Origin of the sequence: Curtobacterium sp. MCBD17_019, from assembly GCF_003234555.1 — a bacterium.
Taxonomy (GTDB): Bacteria; Actinomycetota; Actinomycetes; order Actinomycetales; family Microbacteriaceae; genus Curtobacterium.
In genome coordinates this window covers 276,911-297,394 of the sequence record NZ_QKTT01000003.1, presented here as the reverse complement: position 1 = coordinate 297,394, position 20,484 = coordinate 276,911, and the positions used below count along the sequence as shown (strand labels likewise).

The following is a 20,484-nucleotide window of genomic DNA, read 5'->3' as shown; positions in this document are numbered from 1 at the left end:
GGCGTCGCGGCCACCGCGGCCGGGAGGGACGGGTGCGGTGCTCGAAGAGGAATACCAGCCGCGTCGGCGGTTGCCCCGGCACCTCCGGCCCGCGACCACACCCGAACCGGCGTTCACCTACGTGATCCGGGCGGCCGAGCCGAGCGACCTGCCCGACGTCCGTGACATCCACGGCCACTACGTCCGGAACTCGTCGGTCACGTTCGACGCGTCGGCGTTCTCGTTCGCGGCCTGGAAGCAGCGCTACGACGACGTGCGCCGCCGCGGGTTGCCGTTCCTCGTGGCCGAGAACCCCTCGGGGCAGATCCTCGGGTACGCGCTCGTGACGCCCTGGAACCCCCGGGACCGCTCGAACCGCGTGGTGGAGGACTCGATCTACCTCCGCCCGGCGTCGGGTGGCAAGGGGCTCGGACGTGCCCTGCTGACCGCGCTGCTCGAGGAGAGTGCGGTCGCCGGGGTGCGCGAGGTCGTCGCGGTGATCGCCGACCGGGCCGCCGAGGCGTCGATCCGGCTGCACGCGTCGCTCGGCTTCACCGAGACCGGACGGATGGCGCGCGTCGGCTACAAGTACGAACGGTGGCTCGGCACGGTCACCATGCAGCTCCGGTTGCGGGGCGGCCGGGGCCGACGCCCGCTCGCATGACCGTCCGCACCGCCGGGAGCCTCCGCCTCCGCGCCGCCGCCGGCGCCGCTGGCTAGGCTCGGGAGCCGTGTTCGAACTCCACCACCTCAGCGCCCAGGACCTGTGGGACTGGATCCGTCGGGGCGAGGCCTCCCCGCTGGAGGTCGCGGAGCACTACCTCGGCCGGATCGAGCGCATCGACCCGGGACTCGGGGCGTTCACCGCGGTGACCGCCGACGCCGCCCGTGATCGTGCTGCCCACCTCGCCGAACGGGTGCCGACGTCCAGGCCGCTGTGGGGCCTCCCGAGCGGTGACAAGGACCTCGTGGACCGGACCGGATTCGTGACGCGGGCGGGCTCCCGAGCGGTCGCCGCGACGCCGGCGGTCGCGGACAGCCCGCTCGTGCGGGCGCTCGACGACGCCGGGACGGTGTCCCTCGGCCGCACCGCGACCCCGGAGTTCGGCTTGTCGTCGACGACCGAATCGCTCGCGACCGGTGCGACGCGGAACCCGTGGGACACGTCGGCGAGCCCGGGTGGGTCGAGCGGTGGTGCGGCGGTGGCGGTCGCGGCCGGGTTGCTGCCCGCCGCGGTCGGGTCCGACGGCGGCGGGTCGGTGCGGATCCCGGCCGCCGCGACGGGCCTCGTCGGGCTCAAGCCGTCCCGCGGGCGGGTGCCGGCGATGCCCGGGCGCGCCGGACTCGGCGGACTCGTGGTGGCCGGGCCGATCACACGGTCGGTCGCGGACGCCGGGATGCTGCTCGACGCCCTCGTGGCGCCGAGCGGTCGCGCGGTCCCGGAGCCGTTCGCGCTCCGCACGCCGGACGAGGGCGAGGGTCCCTTCACGGCCGCGGCGACCCGCGGCGAGGGCCGGTTCACGGTCGGGCTCCTGCAGGGGTCACCGTGGGACGACGCCGTCGACGTGCGGACGAGTCCCGAGGCCGCCGCGGCGGTCGCGGAGACCCTGGCGCTCCTCGACGCGCTCGGGCACGGCGTCGAGGACGTCGCGATGCCGCGGGTGGAGTACGCCCGGTGGTTCCGTGTCGCCTGGCAGGCCTCCGCGGCACGCATCCCGGACGTGCCCGGTCTCGACCCGTCACGCCTGGAACCGCTCACCGCGTGGCTCGTCGAACGCGGACGGGAGCTCTCGGGCGTGGCGGTGCTCGAGGCCATGGCCGGACTCGATGCGTTCTCGGTCGCCCTGGTGCAGGCGTTCGCGTCGTACGACGCCGTGCTCACCCCGACGCTCGCGCTCCCGCCGCGACCGCTCGGCTGGTACTCGGACGACCCCGAGGAGAACTTCGCGGACCAGTGCCGGTACTCGCCGTGGACCTCGATGTGCAACGTCGCCGGGCTGCCGGCGATCACGCTGCCGGTGTCGACCACGGACGCCGGCCTCCCCATGGGCGTGCAGCTCATCGGCCGCCCCGGTGGGGAGCGCACGGTCCTCGCCCTCGGCGCCCAGCTCGAGCGTCGGGTGCGATGGCAGCGGCGGCACCCGCCGCAGTGGTGAGGTCGGTGGGCCGGACGCCGTCCGCGGTGCAGGGCGACGGCCTCCCGTCCGGCGCAGCGGTCGGGCCGGACCTCAGACCGGCGGGAGCGTCGGCGCGGCCGCGACGAGTCCCCGCGTGACGTCGTGCCGCGGGTCGTCGAGCAGGGTCGCCGGGCCCTGCTCGACGATCCGCCCGGCGTCCATCACCGCGACCCGGTCGCACAGCCGCTGCACGACGCCGACGTCGTGCGACACGAGCACGAGCGTCATCCCGAGGTCCTCGGTCAGGCGGTCGAGCAGGTCGATCACCCGGGCACGAACGACGACGTCGAGCGCGCTCATCGGTTCGTCGCCGACGAGCAGCGCGGGCCGGTGCACCACCGCGCGCGCGATCGCGATGCGCTGGCGTTGACCGCCGGAGAACTCGTGGGGGAACCGGTCGGCGGCGTCGTCCGGCAGGTCGACCCGGTGCAGGGCCTCGGCGACGAGCGCCGCGTGGTCGCCCGTCAGGCGGAGGGCGCGCAACGGCTCACCGACGGTCCGACCGATGCGCATGCGCGGGTCGAGCGACGCGTACGGGTCCTGGAACACGATGCCCGTGCGGCGCCGGAACCAGCGCGTCGTGCGCGCGGAGGCGGCTGCCGACACGGGGCGACCCCAGGCGCTGACGCTCCCGGACGTCGGGGCCTCGAGCGCGGTGAGGAGGCGGACGAGCGTCGACTTGCCCGAGCCCGACGCGCCGAGGACGCCGAGGCGCGCACCCGCGGGGACGGTGAGGTCGACGGCGTCGACGGCGGTCCGCGTCGCGCCGGGCTCGAACGGGCCGCGACGCGGGAGCCGGTAGGTCCGTGACAGTCCGCGCGCCTCGAGCGCGGGCGAGTCCTCGTGCTGGGTGTGCCCCGCCGCAGCGGTCCCGACCCCCCTCCCGCCGCTCGTGGTGTCCTCGCTCACGGGGTCCTCCTCGCGGTGGCGGCGGCGGCCGCGACGAGCGCGGCGGTCGCGGGGTGCCGCGGCGCGGCCAGGAGGCCCGTCACCGGACCCGACTCGACCACTTGTCCGGCCTCGAGCACGACCGCGGTGTCGGCGATGCGCGCCAGGACGGCGAGGTCGTGCGTGACGAACACCAGACCGGTGCCCCGCTCGTCGGCGGTGCGGGCGAACAGCTCGAGGACCCGGGCCTGCGTCGTCACGTCGAGCGCCGTCGTCGGCTCGTCCGCGAGGAGGAAGGCCGGCTCGCCCGCGAGGGCCATGGCGATGCACACGCGCTGCCGTTGGCCGCCGGACAGCTGGTGCGGGTACTGCCGCAGCAGGCGCTCCGGGTCGGGCAGGTCGACCGCGACCGCCAGGTCCACGGCGGCCTGCGCGGCGGCGCGGCGGTCGAGTCCGCGGTGCAGCCGCAGCGGCTCCGCGATCTGCGACCCGACCCGCCGGATCGGATCGAGTGCCGTCCCCGGCTCCTGGAACACCATGCCGATCCGACGACCGCGGTAGCGGGCGTGCTCGCGGTCCGACAGACCGACGAGCTCGTCGGGGCCGAGGCGCACGCTGCCCGAGACGGCGGCATCCGGGGGCGTCAGGCCCATCACCGCCAACGCGGTCATCGACTTGCCCGACCCCGACGCGCCGATCACACCGACACGGGCCCCGGCGGGGACGGCGAACGAGACGTCGTCGAGCACGGTCCGCCCGCCGATCCGCACGGTGAGGCCGCGCACGGTGAGGTCGGCCGTCGCGCCACGAGCCGGACCGCCGGCGTGCTCGGCGCGGTCGACGGCGGTCATGCGGTCCCTCCGTGGACCTCGACCGTGGCGTCGGCGGTGGCGGGCATCACTGCGGGCGCAGGACGGGCCTCCCGGGCGTCGGCCGCACCGGCGGTCGCGCCGGTGTCGGCATCGAGGTCGCGCCGTCGTCCGGTCAGTCGTGGGTCCGACGCGTCGCGCACGGCGTCGCCGAGCAGGGACAGCGCGACGACGACGAGGGCGATCGCCGCCCCCGGCCAGGCCGCGCTCCACGGGTGCACGCCGATGTAGGTCTGCAGGTCGGCGAGGAGACTGCCCCACGAGGCGGTGGACGACGACGCGCCGTACCCGAGGTACGACAACCCGGCCTCGGCGAGCACGGCCGTCGCCATGGCGAGCGACAGCTGCACGGTGAACAGCGGTGCCGCGTTCGGCACGAGGTGGCGGAGGAGCACGCCGACCGGTCCGACGCCGGCGGCGCGTGCCGCGGTCACGTAGTCGCTCCGTGCGATGCGGCGGATCTCGCCGCGGGCGACCCGGGCGATCGTCACGCCGAAGCTCAGGCCGACCGACACGACGACGACGCCGAGCGAGCCGCCGAACACGGCCGTCAGGAGCATCGCCGTGAGGAGCGTCGGGAACGCGACGAGCACGTCGAGGAGCACGGCCATGCCCTCGCGGACCCACCGGCTCGTCAACGACCCGACGGCGGTCAGCAGCATCCCGACCACCGAGGCGATGACGCCGGACCCCACGGCGACCAGGACCGTCGTCCGCGCGCCCGCGAGCACGTAGCTCGCGATGTCGCGGCCGACGGCGTCGGTGCCGAACCAGTGGGCGGCGCTCGGCGCTCGCCACTGGTGGAACGGGTCGGTGTCGAACGGGTCGTACGGCGTCCAGAACGACGCGACGACCGCGGCCACCACGAGGAGCCCGAGCACGACGACCGCCACCGCGCCGGACGGCCGGGTGACGAGCCGTCGGAGGAAGCCGCGCTCGCCCAGTCCCGCGGCCCGGGCGGTCACGCTGCCTCCCGGAGACGGGGGTCGAGGAGGCGGTGCGCCACGTCGACCGCGAAGCCCACGACGAGCACGAGGCCGGTGAGCACGAGGAGCTCGGACTGCACCTTCGTGAGGTCCCGGCGGCCGACGTCCGTGACGAGCATGCGTCCGACGCCCGGCAGCGCGAACACCTGTTCCACGAGGACAGCGCCGACGAGCAGCCCCGCGATCTGCACGCCGAGGACCGCGAGCACGGTGAGCGCGACCGACGGCAGCCCATGTCGCAGGAGCGCTGCCCGTCGGGTGAGCCCGACCGCCGCCGCGGTGCGCAGATGGTCGGCCCCGAGGACGCCGAGCGTCGCGGAGCGCGTGAACCGGAGGACGACCGCACCCTCGACCGCGCCGATCGTCAGCGCCGGCAGGACGAGGGCGGCGAACGCGCGCCCCGGTTCGTGCCAGCCGTCGAGCGGGAACCCCTGGGTCGGCAGGAGCCGGAGCCGCACCGCGAACACGGCGACCAGGAGCATGGCGGCCCAGACGACCGGGATCGCGGCGACGGCCTGCGCCACGATCGAGATGACCACGCCGGCGGGTCGACGTCGGAGGACCGCGGCGACCACGCCGAGCGGCACCCCGAGCACGAGGGCGAAGAGCAGGGACAGGCCCGCGAGCGGCAGGGTGACGGCGAGCTTCTGCGCGATCTGCGGTGCCACCGCGCCACCCGTGACGAGGGAACGGCCGAGGTCGCCGTGCAGGACCCCACCGATCCAGCTGAGGTACTGCACGACGAGCGGACGGTCGAGCCCGAGTTGCCGACGGACGGCGGACACCTGCGCGGCCGACGCCTGCGTCCCGGCGACGACCTGTGCGACGTCGCCGGGCAGGACCCGCAGCGCGGCGAAGACGATGACGCTCGCGACGAGGAGGCCGACGGCGAGCAGGAGCAGCCGCCCGACGAGGAATCGGGTCACGGGGTCAAGCCTACGAGCGGCGTCACCCCGTGACGGCGAGCTTCGACAGGTCCAGTCGCGTGCTCGTCGAGTTCGTGGGGAAGCCGGTCACGCCGTGGCGGATGGCGGTGATCGTCGTCGCGGTGTAGAGCCACTCGCCCGCGGCGTCCTCGCTGACGATGCGGGCGGCCTTCCGCAGGTCCGCGTCCCGCTCGCTCGTGTCCGTGGTGGCGAGGGAGTCGGCGTAGAGCTGCTGCACCTGCGGGTTGTCGTACCCGAAGTAGTAGTCCGGGTTCGCCCAGTTGCCGAAGTCGCGCGACTCGGTGTGGTCGACCATGCTCAGCTGGAAGTCGTGCTTCCCGAACACCTGGTCGAGCCAGGTGGTGAAGTCGACGCGCTTGACGTGCAGGGTGATCCCGACCTTCGCGAGCTGCGAGGTGAGCACGTCGCCGATCGTCGACGGGTAGATGTTCGCGTACGTGAGCGTGAGGTCGAGGTCGTGCTTCCCCGCCTGCTGCAGGAGCTTCCGCGCGTCGGCGGGGTCGTACGCGTCGATGTCCGTCAGGTCCTGGTACCCGGGGTCGAGCGCCGGGATCGGTCCGCCCTGTTCGACGCCCGTGCCGCCGATGGCCTTGATGAGCGCCTTCGGGTCGATGGCCTCGCGGATCGCCCGCCGGACCCGCACGTCCGTGAACGGCGCCTCGCGGTCGTTGAAGGCGAGGGTGTACTTGTCGGTCGTCTCGCCGGTGTGCAGCGTGATGCCCGAGGCGCCCTGGAGCTGGCCCTTCAGGGTGCCGTCCACCGCGGTCTCCACGTCGAGGTCGCCGTTCGCCATGGCGTTGACGGCGGTCGACGCCTCGGTGATGTAGCGGAAGACGACCTTGGCCACCTTCGCCTTCGCGCCCCAGTAGCCCTTCCAGCGGGTGAACGTCAGCGAGTCGCCCTGCTTCCAGCTGCTGACCCGGAACGGCCCCGTGCCGATCGCGCTGTCCGAGCGGTCGTTGTGGGCGCCACGCTCGAGGACGACACCCGCGCGACCGGTCAGCGCGAACAGCAGGTTCGAGTCGGGACGGGCGAGCCGCACCACCACGGTGTGGTCGTCCGGCGCCGTGACGTCTGAGACCGACGCGAGGTCACCCGCGTCGACGTAGGTCGAGCTCGCGCGGAAGTCGTCGAGCGACCACGCGACGTCCGATGCGGTGAGTGCGGTGCCGTCCTGGAACCGGATGCCGTCGCGCAGCGTGAACGTGTACGTGCGACCGTCCGCCGACACCGACCGCTTCGACGCGAGCACGTTCCGGATGCCCCCGTCCTGCGTGCGTCCCACGAGGCCCTGGTACACGTTGTCGATGAGCACCTGGTCGAGCGCGGCGCCCGACTGCTTCCGGATGTCGAGGCTCGTGGGCTCGAGCACCAGGCCCACCCGGACGGTGGCGTCCCGGCCGCCGGAGGTGTCGTCCGACGCGCCGGAGCAGCCGGTCAGGGCGAGTGCCGCGGTGACGGCGAGTGCGGCGGCGATGAGGCCGGAGCGGCGCGGCCCGGAGCTGCGGAGCGGACGCATGTCGTGGGGGTTCCTTCCGTGCGGACGGCGGCGGTCGCCGCGGTGCGCTCGGACGAGCGTACCGGTAGGCGGTCACCGGGGTTTCGATGGCTCCCAACGCCGGAGCACGTCCGCGAGTTCCCGCGGCGCCTGGGTCTGCACCGTGTGTCGCGCGGGGACCGTGACGATCCGGGCCGACGGCAATCGCTCTGCGAACCGGCGGGCGAGGGCCTGGGACACGTAGCCGCGGTCCCCGCGCACGAGCAGGACGGGCACCCGGAGGGACTCGAGGTCGTCCCACGCGTCGGCGAATCGACCGATGTGCGCCACCCCCGGTTCGAGGTGCGGGAAGTGGTGTCGCCGCACCCACCGGCCGTCGGGGGCGCGCCGGGTGGCGTGGCGGGCCTCCCGGGCGAGCGCGACGGGGTCGTCGCCGAGCCGGAGTGCCAGGGCCCGCACGACCACCTCGTCGAGGTCGGCGAAGTCGGGTTCCTCCTCGAGGGCGCGGACGATGCGGTCCACGGCGCGCTGGGTGAAGTCCGGTGACATGTCGAGCAACACGAGACCGGTCACGCGGCCCGGCGCGATCGCGGCGACGCGGGCGGCGACGATCGCACCGAGCGAGTGGCCGACGAGCACCACGGGGGGCGTGCCGAGCGCGTCGAGCGCGTCGACGACGGCCGGCGCCACGGTGTCCGCCGAGTAGACGGCGTCCGCCCGCCACGAGGACCGGCCGTGTCCGGGCAGGTCGACCGCGAGTGCCGGTACGCCGAGCAGCAGCGCGGTCGCGTCGAACGTGTGCGCCTCGAGTCCGACGCCGTGCAGGAACACGACGCGGACGTCGTGGGCATCCCGGGTCGCCGCGGCGGTGGAGCGCCAGCGGACGGCGCTCACCGTGGCACCGTCGCCGACGGTCGCGGTAAGCCGGGAGGCCCGGAGCGGCTCCGTCACGCCGAGGTGCGCCGCGAGTGCGGGAAGGTCGCTGAACTCGTCGGGATCGGGCTCGGTCACCCCGACATCCTGGCAGTCCGCCGATCACCTGCTGGACCGGCTGCGGTGATTTAGGTAAGGCATGCCATACTCGGATGGTGTCGACCCGGTACAGGACCTTCGCGGTGCGCGTCCTGCGCATCACGCCCCTCACGCCGCACTTCGTCCGCGTGACGCTGACGGGTGACGAACTCGCCGACTTCGCCGCCGTCGGTCTCGACCAGCGCATCAAGGTCGTCCTGCCGCTGCCGCACCGTGGCTACGAGAGCGTCCCGGGCGACGACGCCGGGGACTGGTTCACCGCCTGGCGTGCGCTGCCCGACGAGCGCCGCAACCCGATCCGCACCTACACGGTCCGGTCGTTCCGGCCGGCCGTGCGCGAGCTCGACATCGACTTCGTCGACCACGGCGACATCGGACCGGCGTCGCGCTGGGTCGGTGGCGCCACGGTCGGTGACGAGCTCCGCGTCGTCGGACCGGTCGTCGCGCGGGGGACCCGCGCCGAGGCCGACACCGGACGGGGCGCCGCCGAGTTCGCACCCGGGAGCGCGCAGCGCGTCATGATCGCGGGCGACGAGACCGCCGCCCCGGCCATCTGCGCGATCCTCGAAGCCCTCGACGCGGGGACCGTCGGGCACGTCTTCATCGAGGTCCCGACCGAGGCCGACCGGCTCCCGGTGGCCGCACCGCGCGGGGTCGAGGTCACCTGGCTCCCGCGGAACGGCGCGGACCACGGCCTCCACATGACGGAGCAGGTGCGGTCGTGGGCGCTCGCACACCGGGCCTCTCGGGCTGCCGCGACCGCGGCACCGGTCCTGGCGGACGTCGACGTCGACAACGGGATCCTCTGGGAGGTCCCGGACGACGACCGTGCCGACGACAGCGTCTACGCGTGGATCGCGGGCGAGGCCGGATGTGTCAAGGAGATCCGCCGCCACCTCGTCCGTGGTGCCGGCATGGACCGGCGCTCCGTGGCCTTCATGGGGTACTGGCGCCGCGGGCGCGCCGAGTGCTGAGCGGGACCACGACCGGCACACCGAGCCCGGTGCTCGCGGCGCGGGGGCTCACCCTCGCGTACGACGACCGCGTCGTCGTCGAGTCGCTCGACATCGACGTCCCGGACCGGGAGCTCACCGTCATCGTCGGGCCGAACGCCTGCGGCAAGTCGACGCTGCTCAAGGCGCTCGCGCGCACGCTCACCCCGACCGCGGGCACGGTGTCCCTCGACGGCCGGCCGATCCGCTCGTACCGGTCGAAGGCCGTGGCCCGACGCGTGGCGATGCTCCCGCAGACCCCCGTCGCGCCGGCCGGCATCACGGTGCGCGACCTCGTCTCGCGCGGTCGTTACCCGCACCAGGACCTCTGGCACCCGATGTCCGCGGACGACCGCGCGGCCGTGGACGCGGCGCTCGAGCAGACGAGCACCGCGGCGCTCGCCGACCGGAGCGTGGACGAGCTCTCGGGTGGCCAGCGCCAGCGGGTGTGGATCGCGATGGTCCTCGCCCAGCAGACCGACGTCGTGCTCCTCGACGAACCGACGACGTTCCTCGACATCGCACACCAGTACGACGTCCTCGAGCTCGCGGCCTCGCTGCACGCGGCGGGGCGCACCGTCGTCGCCGTGCTGCACGACCTCAACCAGGCCGCCCGGTACGCGACGCACCTCGTGGCCATGGACCGCGGGCGGATCGTCGCGCAGGGGCCGCCCGCCGAGGTGCTCACGGCCGACCTCGTCGAACGGGTCTTCGGTCTGCCGTGCGTCGTCGTCCCGGACCCGGAGACCGGCACGCCGCTCGTCGTCCCGCGCGCGGGCGCCGCCGCGGCCGCGCGCTCGGCCGCACGGGGCACTGACGGCACCGGCGGGCGCGCCGCCTCGACCGTCCGTGGGGACGCCGAGTCGGCGACGGTCCGCGAGGCGGACTGACCCGCCTCAGTTCCAGCCCGGTACCACGGCCGCGAGTCGCTCCCAGAGCGCGGCACCCACGCGGTCGTCCCGGGCCTCGCGGGACAGCGTCCCGGCGTTGAGCCCGTCGAGGTACGTGCCGGGCCGCTCCTCGACCACGTCGTCGCCAGCGAGCCGGACGAGTCCGACCGCACCCGCCTCCGGCGAGAGACCGTAGTTCCCACCCGTCGCGAACGACATGAGCCGCATCGAGGGGGAGTCGGCCCCGAAGCCCGTCGCGACGAGCCCCGGGTGGTACGAGTACGCCGGGACGCCGGTGCGCTGGGTCCACTGCCGGGTCAGGAGGACGGCTGCGAGCTTGGCGGTGCCGTACGCGCGCCAGCCGCCGAACCAGGGTCGCCGCGCGCCGTCGAGGTCGTCGAGCACCACGTGCCCGAAGCGGTGCGCGAGGCTCGCGGTGACCACCATCCGACCGTCCTGTGCCGCGGTGAGCACGTCCGCGAGTGCGTTCGCGAGCACGAACGGCGCGATCAGGTTGCGCTGCAGCGTCGTCTCGAACCCGTCGACGGTCCGCGAGCGGTGGGACACGAGGCCACCGGCGTTGTTGACGAGGGTGTCGAGGTCCGGGACCTCCCGCCGCAGGTCCGCCGCGAGGCCGTGCACGGCCTCCAGGCGGTCGAGGTCCGCGACGAACCGCGGCATCCCGAGTTCGTCCGCGATCCGGGCCGTGCGATCCGGGTCGCGCCCGATGACGACGACGCGATGGCCGTCGGCGACGAGGGCGCGCGCCGCGGCGGCACCGATGCCGGAGCTGGCGCCGGTGAGGGCGATGGTACGGGGGTGGTCGGTCCGCATGGCGTCGTCTCCGTTCCGACTACGGTCGGCCGAGGGTCTCGAGCAGTCGGAGCCAGATCTCGCTCATCGTCGGGTACGCCGGGACCGCGTGCCAGAGCCGGTCGATCGGGACCTCCCCGACCACGGCGACCGTCGCCGCCTGCAGCATCTCGGCGACGTCCTGCCCCACGAACGTGACGCCGACGAGCACATGGCGGTCCTCGTCGACGACGGCCTTCGCCCGTCCGGTGTAGCCGTCCGCCTGCAGCGCCGAGCCGGCGACGGCACCGAGGTCGTACTCGACCGCGCGGACGTTCAGGCCCTGCTGCCGGGCGGCCGCCTCGGTCAGTCCGACGCTCGCGACCTCCGGGTCGGTGAACGTGACCTGGGGGACCGCGGCGTGGTCGGCGGTCGCGACGTGCGCGCCCCACGGAGCGGTCTGGAGGGTCGTCCCCTGGAATCGGGCGGCGATCGCCTCGCCCGCGGCCCGGGCCTGGTACTTGCCCTGGTGCGTGAGGAGCGCGCGGTGGTTGACGTCACCGACGCCGTACAGCCAGTCGGTCCCGTGCACGAGCATCGTGTCGTCGACGTCGAGCCACGCGCCGGGGGTCAGGCCCACCGTCTCGAGGCCGAGCTCCGCGGTGTGCGCGGTCCGTCCGGTCGCCACGAGGACCTCGCTCGTGACGAGCGTCGAGCCGTCCTCGAACGTGGCGGTGACCAGTCCGTGCTCGTCGCGATCCACCCGGATGGGCGTCGCGCCGATGCGGACGTCGACTCCGAGCTCGCGGAGTGCGTCGGTGACCATCTCGCCCGCGAAGGGCTCCATCGCACCGAGGAGGCCGCCGCGGGCCACGAGGGTCACGGTGGTGCCGAACGACGCGTACGCGGTGGCGAGTTCGCAGCCGGCGACCCCGCCGCCGATGACGAGCAAGCTGTCCGGCGCTGACTGGGCGCTCGTGGCCTCGCGGGTGCCCCACGGCGCCGCGTCGGCGAGCCCCGGGATGTCGGGGAGCTGCGGGAGGGAGCCCGTGGCGACGGCGACGGCGGCACGTGCCCGGTGCTCGACGCCGTCGACCTCGATGGTGCGCGGTCCGGTGATGCGGGCGTGGCCGCGGATGAGGGCGATGTCGGCCGAGTCGAGCCACGACACCTGGCTGTCGTCCTGCCAGTTGCTCGTGAACCCGTTGCGGCGCGCGAACGTGGCCGCGGGGTCGACCGTCCCGGTGACGGCCTCCGCCGCGCCGCCGAGCCGCTGGGCGGCGCGGACCGCGTGCCCGCTGCGGAGGAGTGCCTTGGACGGCATGCAGGCCCAGTACGAGCACTCACCCCCGACGAGTTCCGCTTCGACGATGGCGGTGGACAGGCCACGCTTGTGGGCGTAGTCCGCCACGTTCTCGCCGACCGCTCCGGCACCGATCACGATGAGGTCGTAGTCCGTCATGCCGCTGAGCGTACGCGAGACGGGGCGCTCCGCTCCGGGCGGGCTCCCGGCTGGTGCGGACGGGTCAGGAGATGCGTGCGGCGGCGGACAACGCCCCGACGACCCGGAGGATCACACCGAGGTCGTCGACGGCCCGGTCGGGATCCACCGGCGCGAAGCCGGTCAGCGCGGCGCCCACGAGGCGTCGGCCGTCCGTCGCGGCGGCGATGAGGTCGACGAGCGTCCCCCCGCCCAGACCGAACGGCACGGGTTCGAGCAGGCCGTCCACCTCGGACGGGTCGAGGACGTCGAGGTCGACGTGCACGAAGACGCTGTCGGCCCCGGTGGCCGCGACAGCCGCGCGGAGGGAGGCTGTGTCGGTGTCGTCCGCGTCGAGGGCGCGCACGTCGGCACGAGCGAGCGCCGCACGTTCGACGTCGTCGAGGCCGCGGGTGCCCGCGATGACGACCATCGGCGCGGCGAACGTCACCGCCTCCGGGAACAGGTCGTCGGGGCGGTCGACCAGCAGGCGGACCGCGGCGGTCTCGGCGGCGACGGGCTGCGCGCGGTTCAGGGGCCGGAACCCGCTCGACCCGGACAGGCGGACCAGGGCGGTGGTCGGCGTGCACACGGCGGTCGCGCCGAGCACCACGGCACCGTCCCCACCGATCGCGAGGACCGGCTCGGTGGCCACCCGGACCTCTTCGCTCACCGCCTCGGCGACGGAGCGGACCGCGGTGTAGCGGGCGACGGCCGTCTCGAGCCGGTCGCCGGCGCCCGCCGGGATCGGAACGGTCGTGGTGGCCGACCGTGGGAGGTCCGCGGCGATCGCGCTCGCGCCGTCGGCGAGTCGCATCGCGCGGGACGACGCCGAACCCTGCCACTGACCGACCACGAGGAACTGCACGTCCCCATCCTGTCAGTTCGGTCCGGCGTCGTCGCCGAGCGGGGCGGTGCGGCTCAGTGTCCGTTCTTCAGGGCCGCCAGTCGCGCCTCGACCTCGGCGTCCTTGCCGAGGTCGTCGAGGCTCTGGAACTGCGCGTCGAGGCTCGAGGCCTGGAGTTCCTGCTGCCCGAGCACCCGGGCCTCCTCGCGGCGGATCTTGTCCTCGAACCGGGCGAGATCGCTCGTCGGGTCCATGACGTCGATGCTGCCGATGGCCTCGTTGACGCGCGACTGCGCCTCGGCGGTCTTCTGCCGCGCGACGAGCTGGTCGCGCTTCGCCTTGAGGTCGACCAGCTTCTGCTTGAGCTGCTCGAGTCCGGACTTGAGCCGATCGACGACCTCCGTCTGCGCGGCGATCTGCGGTTCGGCGTCCTTCGCCTCCTGCTCGCTCCTGATCTGCCGACCGAGCGCGATCTTGGCCAGGTCGTCGAACTTGTCGGCGTCCGCGGTCTTGCCCTCGGCGCGGTAGCGGTCCGCTGCGGCACTCGCGCTCGCTGCCTTCTGGCCCCAGTCGGCGGCGGCGGCGACGTCCTCCGCGTGGTCCTGCTCGAGGAGACGGAGGTTCCCGATCGTCTGGGCGATCGCACTCTCGGCGTCGGCGATGTTGTTCGTGAAGTCGCGGACGAGCTGGTCGAGCGCCAGCTTGGGGTCCTCCGCGTTGTCGATGATCGCGTTGATGTTCGCCTTCGCGAGCTGCGCGATCCGTCCGAAGATGGTCTGCTTCGCCATGGTCGTGTCCTTTCTGGTGGTGGTGTCGTCACTGGTCCCGGAACGCCCGTGCGTCCGGTTGGTCATCAGAACCGGCCGCCGCCGGAGAAGCCGCCGCCGAAGCCGCCGCCGCCGAAGCCGCCGTCTCCGAAGCCGCCGCCGCCGAAGCCGCCGCCGCCGTACCCGCCGCCGAAGCCCCCGCCGCGTCCGCCGAACATGCCGCCGAGCACGAGACCGGTCACGAGCCCGCCGAGCTGCGCGCCGTTCGAGCCGCCGCCGCCCGGCCAACCGCCCATGTCCTGGTCGGCCTCGTCCATCGCCGCGGCGGCGTACTGCTCGGCGGCGCGCGCTGCGCGGATCGCCGTGTCGGGGTCGGAGGTGGCGCCGCGCACGGCGTCGTCGAAGGCGCGCTCGGCCTCGGACAGGCGGGTCCGGGCGCGGGGACCGATGCCGCCACGCCGCACCGAGATGAAGTCCCGTGCCTGGTCGATCCGGGTCCGGGCGTCACGGAGTGCGGCGTCGAGCGCGGCCGCGGCCCGCTGGCGGCGTTCCTCGCGCGACCGGGCGGCAGCGAGTGCGGTGTCGATGGCGGCGTTGACCTGCGTGAGGCGGTCGAGCGCACTGATCGGATCGCGGGGGTCGAGGTCTTGGCGGAGCACGGTCGCGGCGCGCGCGACGGCGGTCGTGACGTCCGGACCGGGGTCGCGGAGCGATCGACCGGCTGCGACGTCGGCCTCGACATCGGCACGGAGAGCCTCGACACGACCGGCGGTCTCGTCGAAGGTCCGAGGTGCGCTCGCGACGGCCCCGGCGAGCTGGGCGACCTGGGCGAGGGCGTGCTGCGCGTCGCGGACGGCGATCACCGCCTGACCACGGTCGCCGCTCGCGATGGCGTCCGTCGCGGCGCGTGCACGCTCGTCGGCGTACGCGAGGACGTCGCGTGCTTGGTCGACGTTGCCGTCGACCGTCGCGATGGTGCGTCCGGTCCACCGGCCGCGCAGCGTGGTGAGCGTCGCGTCCGCGTCGGCGACCTGCCGTCTCGCCGCGGGCAGCGCCGCGGTCACCTGGGCCGCGTTCGCCTCGACGCCGTCCTCCAGTGCGCGCAGCGCGTCGAACGCCGCCGTCTGCTCGGCGAGCTCCCCGTGCACGCGGGAGCAGATCTCGACGATGCGCCGCGACCACGCGGCACGGTCGGTGGGGGAGTCCGGGACCTCGTCGTCGAGCTGCTGGCGGAGCGTGAAGGCCTCGCGCACCGCGCGTCGGGCGCGGTCGAGTGCTGCGGTGAACGGTGCGGCGGCGTCGGTGCCGAACTGTGCGACGGCGAACCCGACCTCTTGGTCGGCGCTGCGGATCTCGTCGTCGATGGTGACGAGGGCCACACCGGCACGACGCTCGAGGGCGGCGAGGTCCGCGGCCTCGGCAGCGGCGGCACGGGCAGCGCGGCGGTGGTTCCGGGCCCGGATGACGAGCACGAGGACGACGAGACCGACCACGACCACCGCGAGCACGACCCAGAGCCACGTCAGGTCGGGCGGTGCCTGGGTGGCCGCCAGTCCCTGCGCGAACGCGGTCGCGGCGCCGTCCCAGTCGTCGGCGCGCAGTCTCGGGACGAGGTCGTCGTCGGTGGCCGTCCGGACGTCGTCCTTCGAGAGGGTCGTGGACGTGTCCGACTGCGTGACGTTGTACACGCGATCGTCGACCGCGACGGAGAGCAGCACGCTGTCGGTGTCGAGCTGGTTCCGTTCGAGCGTCGCGCGTCCCCACGCCGCCTGGTCGGACGGGTCCGTGAACCGCGGCACGTAGACCACGAACAGCCGGGTGTGGGTCTGGTCGTAGAGGTCGTCGAGCGCTTTCCGGACCCGGTGCTCCTGGGCGGTGCTCAGGGCGTTCGCGTCGTCGACGACGTAGGCGCCGTCGAGGTCGACCGGTGCGGTGGCCGATGCGCCGGCGGCCGGCCCGAGGACGGTGAGCGCCGCGAGCAGCACGGTGACGAGCCCGGCGGCCCGACGAGCGTACGGGTGTCGTCCTCGTCGTGTGCTGCCGTCGCGGGTTCCGCGCATCCGTCCTCCTCGTGCCGCGGGCGGTGGGCCGCAGGACCCTGGGACCCCGGAGTCTAGCGAGCCGCACCGCGGGGTGGCCGTGTCGCCGGGCGGTCGGTGGACCGCGTCCGCGCGGGGTGGCGTTCGTACCCCGTCGGGGCGCGTCGCTCCTCCCGCGGGTCCCGGGCATGACCTCCGGGTCCGGCGTCCATGTCCCCCGAGTTGGGAGTAGCATGGATCGGCATCGGCGACGAAGGGAGCGGGCAATGGAGCGAGCGACCAGGACAGAAGTCGTCCCCCTCGAGGACGGGTTCCACCGGGTGTCGACACCGGCGAGCGGTGTCATCGGGTTCGTGCGCGAGCGCGACGGGCGGTACGAGGTCCTCCGAGGACGGGTGCGTCAGGCGACGCGGTCCGAGGGGATGTACTCCACCATGAACGTCGCGCTCATCGCCCTGACGCACGCCTGATCGGGCTGACGCACGCCTGATCGGGCTGACGCACGCCTGATCGGGCTGACCCACGCCTGATCGGGCTGGCCCACGCCTGATCGGGCTGGCCCACGCCTGATCGGGCTGACCCACGCCTGATCGGGCTGACCCACGCCTGATCGGGCTGACCCACGCCTGATCGGGCTGACCCACGCCTGATCAGCGGCCCCGTCGTCGTCGGCCCGCCCCGCTTCGTGCGGTGGTGGGCCGACGCCGTCCGGGCCCGTCGTCAGGGGCATCGGCGCGGGCGACGGTGTGGCGCGCGGCGGGATCACGTGCGCGCGAGCGCGACCTGTCGTCGGACCTCGTCGAGTGTGCGCATGAGCGTGATCGAGTCGTCGAGTGAGTGGACGGGGGAGTCCGTGCGGCCCTCGGTGGCCCACGCCGCCAGGGCGACGGCCTGCCAGACGAGTCCCTGCCGGCCGCGGAGGCCCGAGCGGTCGCGCCAGGCGTGCACGGTGTCCCCGAGGCGAAGCGTGAACGCGGCCGGGAACACGAAGTGCTCGGTGAACCGGACCGTGCCCTCGGTGCCCGCGATGGTCGGGAGCCCGTCGGTCGAGGCGAGCATGGTGGTCGTCACCGACGCTTGAGCGCCGGTCGCGCCGGTCAGCACGGCGACGGACTGGAGGTCCACCCCGCTTTGGCTGGTCCGTCCCGTCGCGTCGATGCGCACCGGTGCCCCCGTCGCGAACTGTGCGAACCACAGGCCGTACACGCCCGCGTCGAGCAGCGCGCCGCCGCCGAGCGCCGGGTCCGTGATGCGGTCGAGGCCGCCGAGGTCGTGCGGCCAGCCGACGTCGACGAGCGCGAGGTGGACCTCGCCGAGGTCGCCACGGTCGATGCAGGCCCGGAGGACGGCCGACTGCGGCAGGTACCGCGTCCACATCGCCTCCATCGCGAGCACCCCTGCCGCTCGTGCGGCGTCCGCGACCCGGACGGCGTCGGCGGCGGAGGTCGTGAACGGCTTCTCGACGAGCACGTGCTTGCCGGCGCGGATCGCGAGGAGTGCCTGTTCGGCGTGGTGCACGTGCGGGGTCGCCACGTAGACGACGTCGACCTCGGGGTCGCCGACGAGGTCCTCGTACGAGGTGTGGGCCCGGGGCACGCCGTGCCGGTCGGCGAAGGCCGCAGCCCGGTCACGCGATCGTGATCCGACGGCGACGACGCGCTGGTCGGTGGCCGCGTGCAGGGCGGCGGTGAAGTCGTTCGCGATCTCCCCGGGCCCGATCACGCCCCACCGGAGGGCGGGGCCACCGCGGAGCGGAGGGACGTCGGGCTCGGGGAACGTGAACACGTGCCGAGCCTAGGGACGCGGTGCGGTCGGCACCAGCTCGACGCCGGTCGTCTCGGCCCGAGCGGCGAGCACCCGGGTGGCGAGCGTTCGGAGTGCGTCGCGGTCGTCCCGTCCGAGCGGAGCGACGATGTCCTCGACCTCCCGACCGAAGGCGGCCGTGACGCGGTCGACGACGTCGCGTCCGGCGGTGGTGAGTCGCACGTGGGCCATGCGTCGGTCCTCCCGGGACGGCACGCGCTGGACCAGGCCGCGCCGCTCCGCTCGGTCGACGAGTCCGGTCACGCTCGACTTGTCGAGGTCGAGCAGGGTCGCGAGTTCTCGCATGCCCGGTTCCCGGTCGCGGAGCACGCCGAGCAGGCGGGTCTGCACGAGGGACAGGTCGTCGGCGTCCGCGGTGCGGGCGAGCGTGTTCTGGACGAGGAACGAGAGCTGCGCGAGTGCGTCGACGATCCCGAGGTCGGGGTCCGGAGCAGTGGTCACACGGACATCGTACTTGTGGTGGTACGTGGCACCAACTAAGGTGGTTGGGGCCACGTACTAAATCGGCGTGGCGCGAGGAGGAACCGATGCCCACCATGCACGCAGCCGTCGTCACCGCGTTCGGCGAGCCACCCCGGAGCGGTGCGGTCCCGGTCCCTGAACCGCGCTCCGGCCACGAGGAACTCGTCGACGTGGTCGCCGTCGGCCTCCATCCGCGCACCCGCTCGGGTGCGGCGGGTGCCCACTACACGAGCACCGGCGTCCTGCCGATGGTCCCCGGCGTCGACGCCGTCGGACGGCGCGCGGACGGGGCGCTCGTGTACTTCGTCGCGGACGACGACGTCATCGGGACGATGGCCGAGCGAGCCGTCGTCGACCGTCGTCGCTCCGTCGTCCTGCCGGACGGCATCGACCCGCTCCGCGTCGCCGCCACCATGAACCCCGCGATGTCGTCGTGGGTCGCGCTCCGCCGCCGCGTCCCCGTCCGCCCGGGACAGTCCGTCCTCGTGCTCGGCGCCACCGGCAGCGCGGGCTCCATGGCGGTCCGCATCGCGAAGCACCTCGGCGCGGGGCGGGTCGTCGCGGCGGGTCGGGACCGGCGTCGCCTCGACGCCCTCGCCGAGGTCGGCGCCGACAGCCTCGTGCAGCTCGGGGTACCGGCCGCCGACAGCGCGCTCGGTGCGGCGGCTGCCGACGTCGACATCGTGCTCGACTACCTCTGGGGCGCGCCAACCGAACAGGCGATCCACGCCGTCCTCACCGCCAGGAGGGACCGGAGCGTCGCGCTCCACTGGATCCAGATCGGGTCCGTGGCCGGTCCCGACATCACGCTGCCGTCGGCCGTGCTCCGCGGCGCAGACCTCCGGCTGCTCGGCAACGGGCAGGGTGCCGTCTCGCCGGCGGGCTACCTGGCCGAGCTGCCGTCCCTCGTCGCGGAGATCGACGCGGGCGGCATCGTGGTCGAGCCCGTTCCCGTCGCGCTCGGCGAGATCGAGCAGGCGTGGGGTCGGGACGAGGAGCCGGGGCAGCGGATCGTGGTCGTGCCGTGAACGACGGACGGCCCTGAGCGACGGACGGCCTAGCGACGGACGGCCCTGAGCGACCGATGGTGCCCCCAGGAGGATTCGAACCTCCGCCCCTGCCTCCGGAGGGCAGTGCTCTATCCCCTGAGCTATGGGGGCCCGGGGTGCTCCCACCGTAGCAGGTCCCACGACCGCTCCCGGACACCGGTGACGGTGCCCGGGCAGCGGATGGACGACCCGCTCCGATCCGTCGCCCGCTGCTCGCCGTCGTCGACGTCAGCGCCGGGGCCGGGCCACCGCTGCGTGCCACGAGGCGGTCGACGGACTGTCCCCTGCCCGGCCCCGGAGGGCACGTGTCACATCGGCCTCTGAACCGCGCTACCCGGCCTGCGGCGTCGCGGACGCGCTCGCCGTGGCGGACGAGAGGACCGCGCGGACCGCGTCGACGACCGGCTGCGCGTCGCCCGGCTCACCGAACACCGTCGACTCCACGTGGATCCAGTACGGATCCGTGAACGCATCGGCCCGCCCGATGCCCTTCCGCGCCTCGAAGTAGCCCTCGACGGTGTACGTCGGCACGCTGTTGCTGTCCTCGTACAGGGTGTCCTTGAGCTTCGTCAGGGTCGACTCCGGCAGCGAGGCGACCGCCAGCGTCAGACGAGCGCCGCCGCTGGCGTCCCGCCAGGTGCAGACGTCCCCGCGCTCGGCCGCGATGCCGGCCGCCGTGCTGCCGTGCGCCGGTGTCGCGTCCGTGTCCAGCGTGAAGGTCCGGCCGTACGTGGCGAGCACCTGCTCGGGCACCAGGGCCGCGCAGGGGACGTCGACGCGGGTGCCGATCGGCGCCGGGGGTGTCGAGGAGGACGTCGTCCCGCTCCGTCCGGCGGAGGACGCGTGGCCACCGGTGCACCCGCTGACGGCGAGCACGCTCGCAGCGGCGATCGCGACCGTGGTGATCGCCCGGACGAGGGTGCGGGAGGTCATCGGACCATGATGACGCACCCCGTCCCCGACGCG

At 74.1% G+C, this 20,484-nt stretch carries 20 protein-coding genes and 1 tRNA gene; 6 read left to right on the top strand and 15 right to left on the bottom strand.

Translation table 11 applies throughout. From position 1 onward, the window contains the following. Nucleotides 1–37: 37 nt before the first annotated feature. Complete coding sequence (locus tag DEI82_RS04895) at nucleotides 38–643, top strand: GNAT family N-acetyltransferase (RefSeq protein WP_111013757.1); 606 nt, start codon at nucleotides 38–40, stop codon at nucleotides 641–643. Between the two features lie 67 nt (nucleotides 644–710). Further along, a complete protein-coding gene (locus tag DEI82_RS04890) occupies nucleotides 711–2,135 on the top strand; it encodes an amidase (RefSeq protein ID WP_111013758.1) in 1,425 nt (474 codons plus the stop codon). 72 nt (nucleotides 2,136–2,207) lie between these two features. Here the strand turns inward: DEI82_RS04890 and DEI82_RS04885 are convergent, their stop codons facing one another. The 6 genes from DEI82_RS04885 to DEI82_RS04860 form a co-directional block, all read right to left on the bottom strand. Next, the gene (locus DEI82_RS04885) at nucleotides 2,208–2,969 is read right to left on the bottom strand and encodes an ABC transporter ATP-binding protein (protein WP_111035968.1); all 762 of its coding nucleotides are present in this window, start codon (nucleotides 2,967–2,969) and stop codon (nucleotides 2,208–2,210) included. A gap of 92 nt (nucleotides 2,970–3,061) precedes the next feature. Beyond that, nucleotides 3,062–3,895, bottom strand: a complete 834-nt coding sequence (locus DEI82_RS04880) for an ABC transporter ATP-binding protein (RefSeq protein ID WP_111035937.1) — start codon at nucleotides 3,893–3,895, stop codon at nucleotides 3,062–3,064. Continuing rightward, nucleotides 3,892–4,878 (bottom strand): ABC transporter permease, encoded by a 987-nt coding sequence (locus tag DEI82_RS04875; RefSeq protein WP_258371960.1) that lies wholly within the window; start codon nucleotides 4,876–4,878, stop codon nucleotides 3,892–3,894. The genes DEI82_RS04880 and DEI82_RS04875 overlap by 4 nt, the downstream gene beginning before the upstream one ends. Continuing rightward, nucleotides 4,875–5,825 (bottom strand): ABC transporter permease, encoded by a 951-nt coding sequence (locus DEI82_RS04870; protein ID WP_111009221.1) that lies wholly within the window; start codon nucleotides 5,823–5,825, stop codon nucleotides 4,875–4,877. The genes DEI82_RS04875 and DEI82_RS04870 overlap by 4 nt, the downstream gene beginning before the upstream one ends. 22 nt (nucleotides 5,826–5,847) lie before the next feature. Continuing rightward, nucleotides 5,848–7,365, bottom strand: coding sequence for an ABC transporter substrate-binding protein (locus DEI82_RS04865; protein ID WP_111035936.1), 1,518 nt, complete (start codon nucleotides 7,363–7,365; stop codon nucleotides 5,848–5,850). A 72-nt stretch (nucleotides 7,366–7,437) separates the two neighbouring features. After that, nucleotides 7,438–8,355, bottom strand: coding sequence for an alpha/beta fold hydrolase (locus tag DEI82_RS04860; protein WP_111035935.1), 918 nt, complete (start codon nucleotides 8,353–8,355; stop codon nucleotides 7,438–7,440). Between the two features lie 74 nt (nucleotides 8,356–8,429). Here DEI82_RS04860 and DEI82_RS04855 point away from each other — a divergent pair, with 74 nt between their 5' ends. Together DEI82_RS04855 and DEI82_RS04850 are read left to right on the top strand one after the other, a co-directional pair. Continuing rightward, nucleotides 8,430–9,350 (top strand): siderophore-interacting protein, encoded by a 921-nt coding sequence (locus tag DEI82_RS04855; protein WP_111035934.1) that lies wholly within the window; start codon nucleotides 8,430–8,432, stop codon nucleotides 9,348–9,350. Next, entirely contained in the window at nucleotides 9,347–10,258 is a 912-nt protein-coding gene (locus DEI82_RS04850) for an ABC transporter ATP-binding protein (RefSeq protein ID WP_375334611.1), read from the top strand. The genes DEI82_RS04855 and DEI82_RS04850 overlap by 4 nt, the downstream gene beginning before the upstream one ends. Nucleotides 10,259–10,264: 6 nt before the next feature. On the opposite strand, the gene DEI82_RS04845 is transcribed toward DEI82_RS04850, so the two are convergent. From DEI82_RS04845 to DEI82_RS04825, 5 genes are all read right to left on the bottom strand, one after another. Continuing rightward, nucleotides 10,265–11,092 carry an SDR family NAD(P)-dependent oxidoreductase gene (locus DEI82_RS04845; protein WP_111035932.1) on the bottom strand — a complete coding sequence of 276 codons (828 nt, stop codon included), beginning with the start codon at nucleotides 11,090–11,092 and terminating at the stop codon, nucleotides 10,265–10,267. A gap of 19 nt (nucleotides 11,093–11,111) precedes the next feature. After that, nucleotides 11,112–12,512 carry an NAD(P)/FAD-dependent oxidoreductase gene (locus DEI82_RS04840; RefSeq protein WP_111035931.1) on the bottom strand — a complete coding sequence of 467 codons (1,401 nt, stop codon included), beginning with the start codon at nucleotides 12,510–12,512 and terminating at the stop codon, nucleotides 11,112–11,114. A gap of 64 nt (nucleotides 12,513–12,576) precedes the next feature. Then, complete coding sequence (locus DEI82_RS04835; protein WP_111035930.1) at nucleotides 12,577–13,398, bottom strand: arginase family protein; 822 nt, start codon at nucleotides 13,396–13,398, stop codon at nucleotides 12,577–12,579. 53 nt (nucleotides 13,399–13,451) lie between these two features. Continuing rightward, nucleotides 13,452–14,165: a PspA/IM30 family protein gene (locus tag DEI82_RS04830; protein ID WP_111013768.1), complete on the bottom strand. Its 714-nt coding sequence runs from the start codon at nucleotides 14,163–14,165 to the stop codon at nucleotides 13,452–13,454. Between the two features lie 65 nt (nucleotides 14,166–14,230). Beyond that, nucleotides 14,231–16,204: a YgcG family protein gene (locus tag DEI82_RS04825; protein WP_111035929.1), complete on the bottom strand. Its 1,974-nt coding sequence runs from the start codon at nucleotides 16,202–16,204 to the stop codon at nucleotides 14,231–14,233. 245 nt (nucleotides 16,205–16,449) lie between these two features. Between DEI82_RS04825 and DEI82_RS04820 the strand changes: the two genes are divergently transcribed. Further along, nucleotides 16,450–16,653: a hypothetical protein gene (locus DEI82_RS04820; RefSeq protein ID WP_111013770.1), complete on the top strand. Its 204-nt coding sequence runs from the start codon at nucleotides 16,450–16,452 to the stop codon at nucleotides 16,651–16,653. A gap of 292 nt (nucleotides 16,654–16,945) precedes the next feature. Here DEI82_RS04820 and DEI82_RS04815 read toward each other — a convergent pair whose 3' ends face one another. Both DEI82_RS04815 and DEI82_RS04810 read right to left on the bottom strand, forming a co-directional pair. Further along, nucleotides 16,946–17,968, bottom strand: a complete 1,023-nt coding sequence (locus DEI82_RS04815; protein ID WP_111035928.1) for a Gfo/Idh/MocA family protein — start codon at nucleotides 17,966–17,968, stop codon at nucleotides 16,946–16,948. Between the two features lie 9 nt (nucleotides 17,969–17,977). Next, entirely contained in the window at nucleotides 17,978–18,448 is a 471-nt protein-coding gene (locus tag DEI82_RS04810) for a MarR family winged helix-turn-helix transcriptional regulator (RefSeq protein ID WP_111035927.1), read from the bottom strand. A gap of 86 nt (nucleotides 18,449–18,534) precedes the next feature. Between DEI82_RS04810 and DEI82_RS04805 the strand changes: the two genes are divergently transcribed. Continuing rightward, nucleotides 18,535–19,497 carry a zinc-binding alcohol dehydrogenase family protein gene (locus DEI82_RS04805; protein ID WP_220037232.1) on the top strand — a complete coding sequence of 321 codons (963 nt, stop codon included), beginning with the start codon at nucleotides 18,535–18,537 and terminating at the stop codon, nucleotides 19,495–19,497. Between the two features lie 57 nt (nucleotides 19,498–19,554). Here DEI82_RS04805 and DEI82_RS04800 read toward each other — a convergent pair. Continuing rightward, a tRNA-Arg gene (locus DEI82_RS04800) sits at nucleotides 19,555–19,629 on the bottom strand. A gap of 219 nt (nucleotides 19,630–19,848) precedes the next feature. Next, entirely contained in the window at nucleotides 19,849–20,451 is a 603-nt protein-coding gene (locus DEI82_RS04795) for a hypothetical protein (protein ID WP_111035926.1), read from the bottom strand. Nucleotides 20,452–20,484 lie beyond the last annotated feature (33 nt).